The following is a 15,214-nucleotide window of genomic DNA, read 5'->3' on the forward strand; positions in this document are numbered from 1 at the left end:
CTCGCCCCGCTGCCCGCACGCCACCTCCGACGGGACCGTCCATGACCCACGACCACGACCTGGTGCTGCGCCCCACCGAGGCGCAGACGGCCGCCGCGCTCCACCCGCCGGCCGGCCGCACCGGCGGCGACCTCGTCATCGAGACCCTCTCCGGGCTCGGCGCGACCACGGTCTTCGGCCTGCCCGGACAACACGCCCTGGGGATGTTCGACGCGCTGCGCCGCTCGACGCTCCGGTACGTCGGCCTGCGCGTGGAGAACAACGCGGGCTTCGCCGCCGACGCCTACGGAAGGGTGACCGGCGAGGCGGCCCCGCTGCTGCTGTCCACCGGGCCGGGCGCGCTGATGTCGCTGGCGGCGCTCCAGGAGGCCGCGGCGGCCTCCGCCCCCGTCCTGGCGATCGGCAGCCAGATCCCGGCGGCCGGCCTCGGCGGCGGGCGACACGGCTATCTCCACGAACTGCGCGACCAGCAGGCGTCCTTCCGGGACGTCGTGAAGTCCGTGCACACCGTCCGGACCCCCTCGCAGATCCCCTCGGCGATCGCGGCGGCCTGGGAGTCGGCGCTGACCGCCCCGCACGGTCCGGTGTGGGTGGAGATCCCTCAGGACGTGCTGCTCACGGAGACGATCCTGCCGGTCGTCACGGCGATGGACGCCACGCCGGAGGAGGTCGTACCCCGCCCCGAGCTGACGGCGGTGGCGGCCCATCTGCTGGCGCACGCCGAACGCCCCGCGATCATCGCCGGCGGCGGTGTGGTGCGCGCGGACGCCTCGGGCAAGCTGCGCGCGCTCGCCGAGCGGATCGACGCGCCGGTCGTCACCACCTTCGGAGGCAAGGGCGCCTTCCCGTGGGAGCACCCGCTCTCGCTCCAGTCCTGGCTGGAGGACCGCCACACCACCGAGTTCCTGGAGGACGCGGACGTCCTGCTGGTGGTCGGCTCCGGACTCGGCGAGCTGTCCTCGAACTACCGCACCTTCGCCCCGCGCGGCCGGGTGATCCAGATCGAGGCCGACGCCGGGAAACTGGAGTCCAACCACCCCGCGCTCGGCATCCACGCGGACGCCCGTCTCGGTCTCGCGGCCCTCCTGGAGACGGTGCCGGTCCGTACGGACACGGGCGCCCCGGAACGTGTGGCCGACGTCCTGACCCGGATCAGCGACCGGATCGCGGCACAGGACCTGGGCCTGGAGCAGCGGGTCGTCGCCTCGGTCCGCGCGGCGCTGCCCGACACCTCGCCCAGCTTCTGGGACATGACGATCCTGGCCTACTGGGCCTGGTCCGCCTTCGACGCCCGCCACCCCAACACCATGCACTCCGCCCAGGGAGCCGGCGGCCTCGGCTACGGCTTCCCGGCGGCCCTGGGCGCGGCGGCGGCGGACCCGACCCGGCCGGTGCTGGCGGTGTCGGGTGACGGCGGCGCGATGTACTCGATCGCGGAGCTGGCGACGGCGAAGCAGTACGGGTTCGACGTGACCTGGCTGATCGTCGACGACGGCGGCTACGGCATCCTGCGCGCGTACATGACGGACGCCTTCGGCGAGGCCACGGGCACCGAACTGGCCCGCCCGGACTTCGTGGCGCTGGCCGAGTCCTTCGGCGTGCCGGCGGTCCGCGCGACACCGGAGTCCCTGACGGAGGACCTCAGGGAGGCCCTGGCGACCCCCGGCCCTTCGGTGGTGGTCCTCCCCGCCCTGCTGAGGATGTTCGAACCGACCCACCTCTGAGCGCCCGCCGCCGGCCTCCGGCGGCGGGCTCCGGCCGGGGCCGTCCTCTCCCCGCGCCGCGTCACGAGGTCGGGCGTCGCCACCCCCGGGACCGTCCTAGGACCGTCCTGGCGCCGGCCCGGGACCGTCCTAGGACCGGGAGAGGCCGGGCTGGGTCCTCGGACCGTACTTCGCGGACCTTCGCCGCCGCGGGATGAAATCACGCGCCCGCCGCGTTGGTGCCTTCCGGCAGATCAGGACGAACGGGAGGCGCCAGGTGGCGGCGGTGGGGCACACAGAGCAGGGCTGGGCGCGCAGGCTGGCCGGGTACGCGTGGCGGTACCGGGCGAACGTCGTGCTCGCACTCGGGTCCTCCCTCGTCGGCATGGCCGTACTGGCCCTGGCGCCGCTCATCACCAAGGTGATCATCGACGACGTCATCGGCGAGGGCACCCGTTCCCTCGGCGTCTGGACCGGACTCCTGCTCGGCTCCGCCGTCCTCGTCTACGGCCTCACCTACATCCGGCGTTACTACGGCGGCCGGCTCGCGCTCGACGTCCAGCACGACCTGCGGACCGATATGTACGGGACCATCACCAGGCTCGACGGCCGCCGCCAGGACGAACTGTCCACCGGCCAGGTCGTCGGACGGGCCACCAGCGACCTCCAGCTCATCCAGGGCCTGCTCTTCATGCTCCCGATGACCATCGGGAACTTCCTGCTCTTCCTCATCTCCCTGGTCGTGATGGCCTGGCTGTCCCTTCCGCTCACCCTCGTCGCCCTCGCCGTCGCCCCCGCGCTCTGGTTCATCGCCAAGCGCAGCCGTACCCGGCTGCACCCCGCCACCTGGTACGCGCAGGCGCAGGCCGCGGCCGTGGCCGGTGTCGTCGACGGCTCCGTCACCGGTGTCCGGGTCGTCAAGGGCTTCGGACAGGAGGACCAGGAGACCGGCAAGATCCGCGCGGCCGGCCGCAAGCTCTTCGCGGGCCGACTGCGGACCATCGGGCTGAACGCCCGGTACACCCCCGCCCTGCAGGCCGTTCCCGCCCTCGGTCAGGTCGCCGTCCTCGCCCTCGGCGGCTGGCTCGCCACCCGCGGCCAGATCACGCTGGGCACCTTCGTGGCCTTCTCCACCTACCTCGCCCAGCTCGTCGGCCCCGTCCGCATGCTCGCCATGGTCCTCACCGTCGGCCAGCAGGCCCGCGCCGGCGTCGATCGCGTCCTGGAGCTCATCGACACCGAGCCCACCCTGCGGGACGGCACCAAGGAGCTCCCCTCGGACGCCGCGGCCACCGTCGAGTTCGACGACGTGAGTTTCGCCTACGACGACGGCCGCCCCGTCCTCGACGGCTTCTCCCTGCAGATCCGCTCCGGTGAGACCGTCGCCGTCGTCGGCGCCTCCGGCAGCGGCAAGTCCACCGTCTCGCTCCTGCTGCCCCGCTTCTACGACGTCACCCACGGCGCGATCCTCGTCGGCGGCCACGACGTCCGCGAACTGACCCTCGACTCGCTGCGCGCCGCCATCGGACTCGTACCGGAGGACAGCTTCCTCTTCTCCGACACCGTCCGCGCCAACATCGCGTACGGCCACCCCGGCGCCACCCAGGAGCAGATCGAGACCGCCGCCCGCGCCGCCCAGGCGGACCGCTTCATCGCCGCGCTGCCCGACGGCTACGACACCAAGGTCGGCGAACACGGCCTGACCCTCTCCGGCGGTCAGCGCCAGCGCGTCGCCCTCGCCCGCGCCATCCTCACCGACCCCCGGCTGCTCCTCCTCGACGACGCCACCTCCGCCGTCGACGCGCGTGTGGAACACGAGATCCACGAAGCGCTCTCCTCCGTGATGGCCGGCCGCACCACCCTCCTCATCGCCCACCGGCGCTCCACTCTCGGTCTCGCCGACCGGATCGCCGTCCTCGACGACGGCCGGCTCTCCGACATCGGCACCCACGACGAGCTGGAGAAGCGCTCCGCGCTCTATCGCAGACTGCTCACCGACCCCGATGAACTCGGCGGCGTCTCACCCGGACACCTCCCTGCGGCCGAGACCCCCGAGGACGACTCCCTCCGCGCCGAGCTGGACGCCGAGTTCGACGCCGAGCGCGGCATCACCCCCGCCCTCTGGGTCCGCGAGGAGGAGCCGGCCGGGGAGGCCGCCGCACCCGGCGCCACACCCGAACTGCTCGCCGCCGTCGAGGCCCTCCCCCCGGCCACCGGCACCCCCGGCATCGACGAGGCCCGCGCCGTCGCCCCCGAGGTCTCCTACGGGCTTCGCCGGCTGCTGCGCGGCTTCGGGCTGCCGCTGCTCCTCAGCCTCGGCCTGGTCGCCGTCGACGCGGGCATGGGCCTGCTGCTGCCGGTCCTGATCCGCCACGGCATCGACGACGGCGTCAACAGGCTCGCCCTGGCCGCCGTCTGGACCGCGTCCGCGCTCGCCCTGCTGGCCGTCCTCGTGCAGTGGGTCGCGCAGACCGCCGAGATCCGGATGACCGGCCGCACCGGCGAGCGGATCCTCTACGCCCTGCGGCTGAAGATCTTCGCCCAGCTCCAGCGGCTCGGCCTCGACTACTACGAGCGCGAACTGACCGGCCGGATCATGACCCGGATGACGACGGACGTGGACGCCCTCTCCACCTTCCTCCAGACCGGTCTGGTCACCGCCTTCGTCTCCGTCGTCACCTTCTTCGGGATCATGGTCGCGCTGCTCGTGCTCGACCTGCACCTCGCCCTGGTCGTCTTCGCGACGCTCCCCGTCCTCGCCGTCGGCACTTACTTCTTCCGCCGCTCCAGCGTCAAGGCGTACGAACTCGCCCGCGAGCGGATCAGTGTCGTCAACGCCGACCTCCAGGAGTCGGTCTCCGGCCTGCGGATCGTGCAGGCGTTCCGCCGCGAACGCGACGGTGTGGCCCGGTTCACCGCGCGCAGCGACGACTACCGCGACGCGCGCGTCCGGGGACAGTGGCTGATCTCGGTCTACTTCCCCTTCGTCACGCTCCTGTCGTCCGTGGCCGCCGCCGCCGTCATGGTCATCGGCGCCAACCGGATCGAGGCGGGCACCCTGACCACCGGTGCCCTGGTCGCCTACCTCCTCTACATCGACCTGTTCTTCGCACCCGTGCAGCAGCTCTCCCAGGTCTTCGACGGCTACCAGCAGGCCACCGTCTCGCTGGGGAGGATGCAGGAGCTGCTCCGCGAGCCGACCTCCACGGCCCCGGCCGACCGGCCTCTCGACGTGTCGTCGCTGCGCGGCGAGATCGCCTTCGAGAACGTCTCCTTCGCCTACGGCTCCGAGGAGGAGGCCCTGACCGGGATCGACCTGCGCATCCCGGCAGGCCAGACCGTCGCCTTCGTCGGCGAGACCGGCTCCGGGAAGTCCACCCTGGTCAAGCTGGTCGCCCGGTTCTACGACCCGACCGGCGGCCGGGTCACCGCCGACGGCACCGACCTGCGGGACCTGGATCTCACGGCGTACCGCCACCGGCTCGGCGTGGTGCCCCAGGAGGCGTACCTCTTCGCCGGCACGGTCCGCGACGCCATCGCCTACGGCCGTCCCGACGCGACCGACGCCGAGGTCGAGGCGGCGGCCCGCGCGGTCGGCGCGCACCATGTCATCGCCACCCTGGACGGCGGTTACCTGCACGAGGTCGCCGAACGGGGCCGCAACCTCTCGGCCGGTCAGCGTCAGCTGATCGCGCTGGCCCGCGCGGAACTCGTCGACCCGGACGTCCTCCTCCTCGACGAGGCGACGGCCGCGCTCGACCTGGCCACCGAAGCCCAGGTCAACCAGGCCACCGACCGCCTCGTGGGCCGCCGTACGACCCTGGTCGTCGCGCACCGCCTCACCACCGCCGCCCGCGCGGACCGGGTGATCGTGATGGCCGACGGCAGAGTCGCCGAGGACGGCACCCACGACGAACTGCTGCTGCGCGGAGGCGCCTACGCGGAGCTGTGGCGCACCTTCATAGGCGAGGAGGAGCCCGAGCGGGTCTGAGCTCAAAGCCGCGAGCCTGCCGGGTGGCCTTCGACCGGCAGGCGGACGCGTGCCATGGCGCGTCCGCCCGCCGGCCGAAGTGCCGGGACGGCCGGCCCTGCCCGCCGACCGTCCCTCCGGACCGCCGCCGCCCGGATCGCTTCTCCCGTCCGTCGCGGCTTCCGCCCGGCCGTCCCGCCCGCCACCGGTCCCGGTGGTTCCGTCACCGGTTACTTCCGGCCAATCTCCCCGCGCCCGCCGCACACGGCCGAGGGGGAGCGGCCGGGGCGCGGCCCGGTGGGTCCCGGCCGATCGCGGGTGAGGCCGACGGCCGAGGCAACCGCCCGGGGCTCCCGTGCGTCGTACGCAAGTACGACACAGGGACGGGAGGGGTTCGCGTGTTCGGTAGGGCGGGACGGGGAAGGCACGGAACGTGCTGGCTCGCGCAGTTGACGGCGGCCTTCCTCACAGCGGGCGCGCTCCTCCTCGGCGGGCCTGGCGTGGCCTCCGCGGACGCCGCCTCGGTGTGCAGCGGGCGGCCCGCGAAGACCGTGCGCTTCGCCACCGGCGAGTTGCGCCTCTACAGGACCCGGCAGTACGTGTGCGCCCTGACCGTCGCCAAGAACCCCGGGGCCCGGCGGGCGATGTCCGTCTCGCTCCAGCCCCGCGGAGGGCGTCCCGTCGTCGACGGCGGACGCTTCACCCGCCAGGCCGGCCCCGTCACCGTCCACGCCCTGCACCGCTGCGTCCGCGCCTCCGGCAGCATCGCGGGACACCGTGTGGCGACCGGGTGGATCCTCTGCTGAAATCCCGCCGCAAGGGTCAACTTCGTCTGGCGGCACATGTGTTCGCCCCGCTAGGTTCGCGACACCGTTGTGAGTCAAGGGGAGGGTGAATGCGCAAGTCGCTGAGATGGCTGCTGTCGCTCGCGGTGCTCATAGGCACCGTCGGTGCGACCGGCGCGGCTACCGCCGCGGAGCCGGCCGTCGGCCCGTCCGGTGCCACGAGCGCCGGAACGTCCGCCACCGCGGACATCGAGGACCGCATCCTGGCGATCCCCGGGATGAGCCTGATCGAGGAGAAGCCCTACGCCGGCTACCGCTTCTTCGTCCTCGAGTACACCCAGCCGGTCGACCACCGGCGCCCGTGGAGAGGAACGTTCAAGCAGCGCCTCTCCCTCCTCCACAAGGGCACGGACCGGCCGACCGTCTTCCACACCGGCGGCTACGCGCTGAACACCAACCCCAGCCGCCGTGAGCCCACCCGGATCATCGACGGCAACCAGGTCTCCATGGAGTACCGCTTCTTCACGCCCTCCCGGCCACAGCCCGCCGACTGGTCCACGCTGGACATCTGGCAGGCCGCCAGCGACCAGCACCGCATCTTCACCGCCCTGAAGCGGATCTACGGGAAGAAGTGGCTCTCCACCGGCGCCTCCAAGGGAGGCATGACAGCCACGTACTACGAGCGCCACTACCCGCGCGACATGGACGGCGTGGTCGCCTACGTCGCGCCCAACGACGTGGTCGACAGGGAGGACTCGGCGTACGACCGGTTCTTCGCGCGCGTCGGGACCGAGGACTGCCGCGACCGCCTCAACGCGATGCAGCGCGAGGCACTGGTCCGCCGCGCGCCGCTCGAGAAGAAGTACGCGGAGTGGGCCGCGGCCGAGGGGGCCACCTTCCGCACCCTCGGCTCCCTCGACCGGGCCTACGAGGCCGTCGTCCTCGACTTCGTCTGGGCCTTCTGGCAGTACAACGGCCAGGAGGTGTGCGAGAAGATCCCGGACGCCACGACCGCGAGCGACGACACCGTCTACGAAACGATCGACGCCTACTCCGGCTGGGCCTTCTACAGCGACCAGGGCCTGGAGCCGTACACCCCGTACTACTACCAGGCGGCGACCGAACTCGGCAGCCCCACCATCGAGCAGCCGCACCTCAAGGGCCTGAGCCGCTACGGGTACCAGCCGGCCCGCAGCTTCGTCCCGCGTGAGATCCCGGTGAGGTTCAAGCCGTGGGTCATGCGGGACGTGGACGACTGGGTCCGCAGGCACGCGCACCGGATGCTCTTCGTCTACGGCGCCGACGACCCGTGGGGCGCCGAGCCCTTCCACCTCGGCCGGGGCGCGCGGGACAGCTACGTCTACTACGCGCCGGGCGCCAACCACGGCGCCACCGTCTCGGCCCTGCGCGACGCCGAGCGCGCCAAGGCCACCGCCCGCATCCTGGCCTGGGCCGGCGTCGACGCCGAGGCGACCGCCGAGGCTCGCCCGCTGGCCCGCTTCGACGCGCGCCTCGACACCGTGGACGACGAGGTGTCCTCCCGGGAGCACGGCCTGCGGCCGTGACCCCCGGAGCCTGACCACGTGCGGCCGGCGCCCTCCGGGGCCCGGCCGCACCGGTCTTCACGCCGGGGCCCCCGTGCCGCTGCCCACCCCTTCAGGGGTTCACCGGTACGACAGGCCGAAACCCACGGGGTGCAGTACCCGTGTCGGGTCGTCCGCCCGTGGCACGGGCACCGGAAGCCGCCCCTCGGGCCGCGCCCGGCCCGCGAGGACCCGGACCGCCGCCCGCAGTTCGACGTCGGTCCAGGCGTACGCGGCGACGGTCGCCCGCTGACCGCTGAGCTGCGCGATGTCGTACGGGTTGCGGAGCGCCACCGTCACCACGGGCACGCCGGTCGCGGCCAGGCGGGAGACGAGGGTCCGCTGGGAGCTGGCCGCGTCGACGTCGTAGGTGCCGACGACGACCACGTCCCGGCCCGCCGCCGCGGCCACCGCCTCCTCGATCCGCGCGGCGCTCGGGGAGACGCCGGTGGACAACGCCGTCGCGGTGAAGCCGAGTTCGGTGAAGGCGGCGGCCATCGTGGCGGTCGGCGGCCCGGCCGTACCGGACGGCGAGACGGGATCGGCGCCGACGACCAGGACGTCGCGGTGAGCACGGTTCGACAGCGGCAACAACCGCCCCTCGTTGCGGAGCAGCGTCGTGGTCCGCTCGGCGATGCGGTCGGCGCGGCCGAGGTGGGCCGGGACGCCGACCGCGCGGTCCACGCCGGCCCGGCTGACGTACGGCTCCCGGAACAACCCCAGCCTCGCCTTGAGACGCAGGATGCGCAGGATCGATTCATCGATCCGGGACTCGGCCAGTTCGCCGCTCTTCACGGCATCGAGGACGGCGTTCCAGGCGACGTCCAGCTTCGGCGGGTTGAGCAACTGGTCGACGCCGGCCTTGAGCGCCAGGACCGGGACCCGCGCGTCGCCGTACTTCGTCCGAACCCCCTCCATCCCGAGGGCGTCGGTCACCACCACGCCGTCGTAGCCGAGCCTCTCCCGCAGGATGCCGGTCAGGATCGGACGGGAGAGCGTCGCCGGGTCCTCGCTGGGGTCGAGCGCGGGGACGACGAGGTGACCCGTCATGATCGAGTCGACCCCGGCGGCGATCGCGGCGCGGAACGGCGGCGCGTCGAGCGCGGCCCACTGCGCCCGGGTGTGCGTGATGGTCGGCAGACCGTAGTGGCTGTCGACGGCCGTGTCGCCGTGGCCGGGGAAGTGCTTGGCGGTGGCCGCGACCCCGGCCCGCTGGTAGCCCTCGACCTGGGCCGCGACCAGCCCGGCGACGGCACGCGGTTCGGAGCCGAAGGAACGGACGCCGATGACCGGGTTGACGGGGTTGACGTTGACGTCCGCGACCGGCGCGTAGTTCTGCCGGATGCCGACGGCCGCCAGCTCGGCGCCCGCGATCCGGGCGGCCGTCCGGGCGTCGGACCGCGAGCCTCCGGCCCCGAGCGCCATCGCACCGGGGAGCAGGGTGGCGGGTCTGCCCATCCGGCAGACGGCGCCGTGCTCCTGGTCCGTGGAGATCAGCAGGGGGAGCGGGGTGCGCTGGGCGAGGCCGGCCCGCTGGATGCCGTTGGACAGCTCGGCGATCTGGTGCGGATCACGGGTGTTGTGCGCCCAGCCGAAGTAGATGATCCCGCCGACGTGGTAGGTCTCGACGAGCTCGGCGGCGGTGCGGACGCCGATCTCCGTGAGGTTGGCGTCGATGTCGGCCTGGTCCGGGGCGGTGGCGGAATGGCCGTACACCCGCATGACGAAGAGCTGGCCGACCTTCTCCTGCGGTGTCAGGCCGGCGATGAGCCCGCGCAGCCGGGTCTCGTGGTCCCCGGCCCCGGAGGGGGAGGACCCGTGAGCCGCGCGGGCGAGCGGGGAGGACGCGCCGGTGACGGCCGCGGCGGCCCCGGCGGCGGTGACGGTGAGAAGGGTGCGTCTGGAGGTGGCACGGTGGTGCACTGATGCTCCTTCCGGCCTGCGGGGTGATGGAAACTTCCAAGGAGCCACGGATAGCCCGAAAGTAACTGCCGGTCAAGGACCCGCGCGGCGAAGGGACGGCGTGGTGCGCGGGGCGCGGCGGAACGCGGCCCGGAGGCACCCCGGCCGGCGCCGGGTCAGAGTGCCGCCGACACCGTCGGCCGGACGTCCCGGAGGACGTGCACGGCCATCGGTGATCGCGGGGCGACGGGCCCCTCACAGGCCACAGCGCCCACAGCCGCCGCGTCGGGACCGGGGCCGGACGGACCGGCCCCCTTCTCCGGGCTCGTCCCGGCCTTCGGGACGTCCTCGGAGCGCTCGCCCCGGGTGAATGAGCCAGCCCGCTGCGGTGGTGCGCCGCCGCCCTGCCGGTCGCTGGCGCGGCCGTGACCTCTTTCGCACCCCGCGGGAGCGCCGTCACCGCGGAAGGTGCGGATACCGTCTTCCGGCATGGACTTCGTACCCATCGACCGTGAGCCCGCCCCCGCGGTGCTCCTTCTCGGCGGTATCCCCGGCAGCGGCAAGTCGACGGTGGCGGCGGCCTTGGCCGCGCGATTCGCGCGGTCCGCGCACATCGAGGTCGACGCCCTCCAGGACCTGATCGTCCGGGGCGGCCACCCGCCGGTCCCGGAGGGGGACCCGGAAGCCGACCGTCAGATCTTCCTGCGCGCCCGCAACGCCTGCCTGCTCGCGGACAGTCTCGTCTTGGCGGGCTTCCTCCCGGTGATCGACGACGTGGTCGTCCGCCGCACCCACCTGGACTTGTACGCTTCCTCCCTGCGGACCCGCCCCTTCCACGCCGTCTTCCTGGCCCCCGGCCCGCAGAAGGCGTGGGAGCGCAACAACGCCCGCGACAGCGGTTGACGACGGACTGGGCGCCCCTGGACGAGGCCATGCGCACCGAGCTGCGGGGCGACGGCGTCTGGATCGACAACGCCCGACAGTCGGTGGAGGAGACCGTCGACGCCGTCCTCGCGGCGACGGGACTCGGCCCGACGGCTCCGCCGGGCACGCCGGCGGACGGCACGGGCTCCCTGCGATAGAGCACCCCGCCCCCCGCCCGGCGTTCCGTCCACCGCCTCACCCGGCGAGCCGTCCCGGCGGCCGGTACCGCCGGGCCCCCGCTACGGCATCTTGGCGTCGGGCAGCCGGCCGCTCTTCTGGGCGCAGTCGCGGAACTCGTACCACGGCGCCGCACCCGGCCAGCGCAGGAAGCCCGACGCGCCGGTTCCCGTCGTCATGTTGTTGAAGCGGCAGCCGTCGTAGAGCAGCTTGCCCGCCGTCGTCGTGCCGGCCGCCGTCACCTGGTGCGAGCCGAGCAGCGCGCAGTCCTGATAGCGGATCATCGGACCGCGCGAGGGGCTGACGGCGTCGAAGCGGTACTGGTGGGGGACGGCGTCCACGGCCCAGGACTTGAAGGAATGGGCGGTGTCGTCGCAGGAGACGAAGGTGATGGTGCCCTTGTACCAGGACGAGTCGATCACCTTGTGTCCGGTGCCCCGTACCTCGAAGCGGATGCCCTGGGCGTACAGGCGCATGACCGAGTCGGAGCGCGGCGGGTTCGCGTTCAGTTCGAAGAAGGTGCCCGTCGAGTTCGGGTCGGTGAGGATGTAGGAGCCGCCGATGAAGTTCATCGATCCGCCGTGCTCGTTGCGGACGAAGACCCCCGACTGGAACTCCACCTTGCAGTCGCGGAACCAGTAGTTGAGGAACTGGTCCTGCTGCTGCTCGGCGGGCTCGGTGCCCATGACCAGGAACGCGTCCGCGTAGGAGCCGCTGATCTGGCAGTGGTCCCAGCCCATCTCGCTGTTGAGATTGGACTTGCCCGCCTTCGGACCGTCCAGGACGATGCCGGCCTTCCAGGTGCCGCGCCACTCGACGTCGGCGTACCAGGTGTCCTGCACGCCGAACGTCGCCGAGGAGTAGGAGCGGTTGAACGTCGCGGTCGAGTCCCGGCTCTCGAAGGTCAGGCCGCTGATCCGGATGTTCTTGTACCGGTCCATGTTCCGCCACAGCACGGTGTCGCGGACCGTCGGGTCGTACACGATGTGGGAGAGCCGCTTGCCGAAGCCGCTGATCGAGATGCCGTTGACGACACTGTGCTCGGCGGGGTCGGTGTTCTGGGTCGGCGGCAGCAGGTCCGGCTCGGTGAGCAGGTAGGTGCCCGGCGGGATGAGCAGCACCTTCCCCGGGGTGACGCCGGTCCCGGGAGCGCCGCCGAGCATCTCGGCCACGGCGGCCCGGAAGGCGGCGTCGCTCGGCGTCGCACCGGTGGGGTCGGCCCCCTTGGCGACGACGTCGACCACGTACGGCCCGGCGGTGGCCGTCACGGCGGCGGGGACGGCCACGGCGCTGCGGGTGCCGAGCGCCAGGCCGCCGGCCACGGCGCCCGCCCCGGTCAGCCCGGCCAGCAGCGTCCGGCGGCCCGGACGGCGGCCCGTCTCGTGTCCGCTCGCCGACTCGGCCGCCCGTGCGGACGGCGCGGAGTCCGCCGGTGACGTGTGATCTGTGGATGGTGAGGACATCGCCAACCCCCGTTGTGGTGAACGTCGCTGAGCCGTGATCCGTCGAAGATCACGACAAGAGGTGATCTTCTGTCATGTCCTCAGTCGAAGCAAGGCGCGGACACCGTCCCGGCCCCTCACCCCGCTCCCGCGCGGAGGGCCGGGTGGCGTGGAGGGTGGCGCCGGGTTCTCCTGCCGCCGGGTCCGTCGCCCGTCCGCGGGCCCGGTCCCGCTGTGACGCGGTGTCCCGCTTTCACCGGGCCCCCGGCGCGCTGTCCTACCCCTTCGCTACCGTCGGTGCATGTCCAATCTGGCAGTGCTCGAAGGTGTTCTGGAGCGGATCACCTACGCCAACGAGGAGAACGGCTACACCGTCGCCCGCGTCGACACCGGGCGCGGGGCCGCCGACCTCCTCACGGTGGTCGGTTCGCTGCTCGGTGCCCAGCCGGGCGAGTCGCTCCGGATGGAGGGGCGCTGGGGCTCCCACCCGCAGTACGGCAAGCAGTTCACCGTCGAGAACTACACGACCGTCCTGCCCGCGACCATCCAGGGCATCCGCCGGTACCTCGGCTCCGGGCTCATCAAGGGCATCGGCCCCCGGATCGCCGAGCGGATCGTCGAGCACTTCGGCACCGACACGCTGGAGATCATCGAGCAGCGGCCGGCACGGCTGGTCGAGGTGCCCGGACTCGGGCCCAAGCGCACCCGGATGATCGGCGCGGCCTGGGAGGAGCAGAAGGCGATCAAGGAGGTGATGGTCTTCCTCCAGGGAGTCGGCGTCTCCACCTCCATCGCTGTGCGGATCTACAAGAAGTACGAGGACGCCTCGATCTCCGTCGTGCGGAACCAGCCCTACCGCCTGGCCGCCGACGTCTGGGGCATCGGCTTCCTCACCGCCGACCGGATCGCACAGGCCGTCGGCATCCCGCACGACAGCCCGGACCGTGTGAAGGCCGGCCTCCAGTACGCCCTGTCGCAGTCCACCGACCAGGGGCACTGCTTCCTGCCCGAGGAACAGCTCATCGCCGACGCGGTGAAGCTGCTCCAGGTCGACACGGGTCTGGTCATCGAGTGCCTCGCCGAACTGGCCGCCGACCCGGAGGGGGTCGCGCGTGAGAGCGTCCCCGGCCCCGAGGGGCAGCCGGTCACGGCCGTCTACCTGATCCCCTTCCACCGCGCCGAGATATCCCTGGCCGCCCAGCTCACGCGGCTGCTGGGGACCGGGGAGGACCGGATGCCGGCCTTCCGTGACGTCGCCTGGGAGCGGGCCCTGGCCTGGCTGGCGGACCGGACCGGGGCCACTCTGGCGCCCGAGCAGGAGCAGGCCGTCCGGCTCGCCCTGACCCGCAAGGTCGCGGTGCTCACGGGTGGGCCGGGCTGTGGGAAGTCGTTCACGGTCCGCTCGATCGTGGAGCTGGCCCGTGCCAAGAAGGCCAAGGTCGTGCTCGCCGCGCCCACCGGGCGGGCCGCCAAGCGGCTCGCCGAGCTGACCGGAGCCGAGGCGTCCACGGTCCACCGTCTCCTGGAGCTCAAGCCGGGCGGGGACGCGGCCTACGACCGGGACCGGCCGCTGGACGCCGACCTGATCGTGGTGGACGAGGCGTCCATGCTCGATCTGCTGCTCGCCAACAAGCTGGTCAAGGCCGTGGCGCCGGGTGCCCATCTGCTCCTCGTCGGCGACGTGGACCAGCTGCCCTCGGTCGGCGCGGGCGAGGTCCTGGGCGACCTGCTGGCTCCCGGCAGTCCGGTACCCGCGGTTCGGCTCACCCGGATCTTCCGGCAGGCCCAGGAGTCCGGTGTGGTCACCAACGCCCACCGGATCAACGCCGGAATCCCCCCTGTCACCACCGGCCTCGCGGACTTCTTCCACTTCGTGGAGGACGAGACGGAGGACGCCGCACGGGTCGCCGTCGAGGTCGCCGCCCGTCGGATTCCCGCCAAGTTCGGTCTCGACCCCCGCCGTGACGTGCAGGTGCTCGCCCCGATGCACCGCGGCCCGGCGGGCGCCGGCTCGCTCAACGGGCTCCTCCAGCAGGCCATCACACCGGCCCGCCCCGATCTGCCCGAGAAGCGCTTCGGCGGCCGGGTCTTCCGGGTGGGCGACAAGGTCACCCAGATCAGGAACAACTACGACAAGGGCGCCAACGGTGTCTTCAACGGCACGGTCGGCGTCGTGACCGCGCTCGACGCCGACGAGCAGCGGCTGACGGTCCGCACCGACGAGGACGAGGAGGTCGCGTACGACTTCGACGAGCTGGACGAGCTGGCCCATGCCTACGCTGTCACCATCCACCGTTCGCAGGGCAGCGAGTATCCGGCGGTCGTGATCCCTGTCACCAACAGTGCCTGGATGATGCTCCAGCGCAATCTGCTCTACACGGCCGTGACCCGGGCCCGGAAGCTGGTGGTCCTGGTCGGCTCCCGCAAGGCCATCGGCCAGGCCGTGCGTACGGTTTCCGCCGGTCGGCGCTGTACCGCGCTGGCCCATCGGCTCGGCGGTACCCCGGCCGCGCGACCGTAGCGCCCCGAGGTGCCGCGGCCCCGGCTCGGTCACGCGAAAGGTCACCCCGGACTTCCGGAAGCGGGGCGAAGGGGGCAAGATGAGCAGGTTGGCGGCACTGAGTGCCGCCGAATGGCCCAATGGTCGACCCCGAGTGCACTCTCCTGAGCCAAATGGGGGATGGTAGAGACAGTCAGGGCACCTCGAAGAAGAGGCACTACGTCGGTG

7 protein-coding genes and 1 pseudogene are annotated in these 15,214 nt (G+C 72.5%); 6 read left to right on the forward strand and 2 right to left on the reverse strand.

Annotation, left to right across the window (positions count from 1 at the left end):
- Positions 1-41 precede the first annotated feature (41 nt).
- The 4 genes from OG393_RS21310 to OG393_RS21325 all read left to right on the forward strand — a co-directional run bounded on the left by OG393_RS21310 (position 42) and on the right by OG393_RS21325 (position 8,023).
- Positions 42-1,724, forward strand: coding sequence for a thiamine pyrophosphate-binding protein (locus OG393_RS21310; protein WP_327376272.1), 1,683 nt, complete (start codon positions 42-44; stop codon positions 1,722-1,724).
- 256 nt (positions 1,725-1,980) lie between these two features.
- Positions 1,981-5,694, forward strand: a complete 3,714-nt coding sequence (locus OG393_RS21315; RefSeq protein WP_327376273.1) for an ABC transporter ATP-binding protein — start codon at positions 1,981-1,983, stop codon at positions 5,692-5,694.
- Positions 5,695-6,071: 377 nt separating this feature from the next.
- Positions 6,072-6,479 carry a hypothetical protein gene (locus tag OG393_RS21320; protein ID WP_442817340.1) on the forward strand — a complete coding sequence of 136 codons (408 nt, stop codon included), beginning with the start codon at positions 6,072-6,074 and terminating at the stop codon, positions 6,477-6,479.
- A gap of 89 nt (positions 6,480-6,568) precedes the next feature.
- On the forward strand, positions 6,569-8,023 hold the full coding sequence (locus OG393_RS21325; protein ID WP_327376274.1) for an aminopeptidase: 1,455 nt from the start codon (positions 6,569-6,571) through the stop codon (positions 8,021-8,023).
- A gap of 99 nt (positions 8,024-8,122) precedes the next feature.
- On the opposite strand, the gene OG393_RS21330 is transcribed toward OG393_RS21325, so the two are convergent.
- On the reverse strand, positions 8,123-9,964 hold the full coding sequence (locus OG393_RS21330; RefSeq protein ID WP_327376275.1) for a glycoside hydrolase family 3 protein: 1,842 nt from the start codon (positions 9,962-9,964) through the stop codon (positions 8,123-8,125).
- Between the two features lie 468 nt (positions 9,965-10,432).
- Between OG393_RS21330 and OG393_RS21335 the strand changes: the two are divergent.
- Positions 10,433-11,025, forward strand: a pseudogene (locus OG393_RS21335) (AAA family ATPase).
- An 81-nt stretch (positions 11,026-11,106) separates the two neighbouring features.
- On the opposite strand, the gene OG393_RS21340 reads toward OG393_RS21335, so the two are convergent.
- The gene (locus OG393_RS21340; protein ID WP_327376276.1) at positions 11,107-12,507 is read right to left on the reverse strand and encodes a hypothetical protein; all 1,401 of its coding nucleotides are present in this window, start codon (positions 12,505-12,507) and stop codon (positions 11,107-11,109) included.
- Between the two features lie 280 nt (positions 12,508-12,787).
- Here OG393_RS21340 and recD2 point away from each other — a divergent pair, with 280 nt between their 5' ends.
- Positions 12,788-15,007: an SF1B family DNA helicase RecD2 gene (gene recD2 / locus OG393_RS21345; protein ID WP_327376277.1), complete on the forward strand. Its 2,220-nt coding sequence runs from the start codon at positions 12,788-12,790 to the stop codon at positions 15,005-15,007.
- The last annotated feature ends 207 nt before the right edge of the window (positions 15,008-15,214 follow it).

Origin of the sequence: Streptomyces sp. NBC_01216 (assembly GCF_035994945.1) — a bacterium.
Taxonomy (GTDB): Bacteria; Actinomycetota; Actinomycetes; order Streptomycetales; family Streptomycetaceae; genus Streptomyces.

Excerpts from the sequence above, each read along its gene's own strand:
- OG393_RS21310 (WP_327376272.1), top strand. The coding sequence starts at position 42 with ATGACCCACGACCACGACCTGGTGCTGCGCCCCACCGAGGCGCAGACG.
- OG393_RS21325 (WP_327376274.1), top strand. The coding sequence starts at position 6,569 with ATGCGCAAGTCGCTGAGATGGCTGCTGTCGCTCGCGGTGCTCATAGGC.
- recD2 (WP_327376277.1), top strand. The coding sequence starts at position 12,788 with ATGTCCAATCTGGCAGTGCTCGAAGGTGTTCTGGAGCGGATCACCTAC.
- OG393_RS21340 (WP_327376276.1), bottom strand. The coding sequence starts at position 12,507 with ATGTCCTCACCATCCACAGATCACACGTCACCGGCGGACTCCGCGCCG.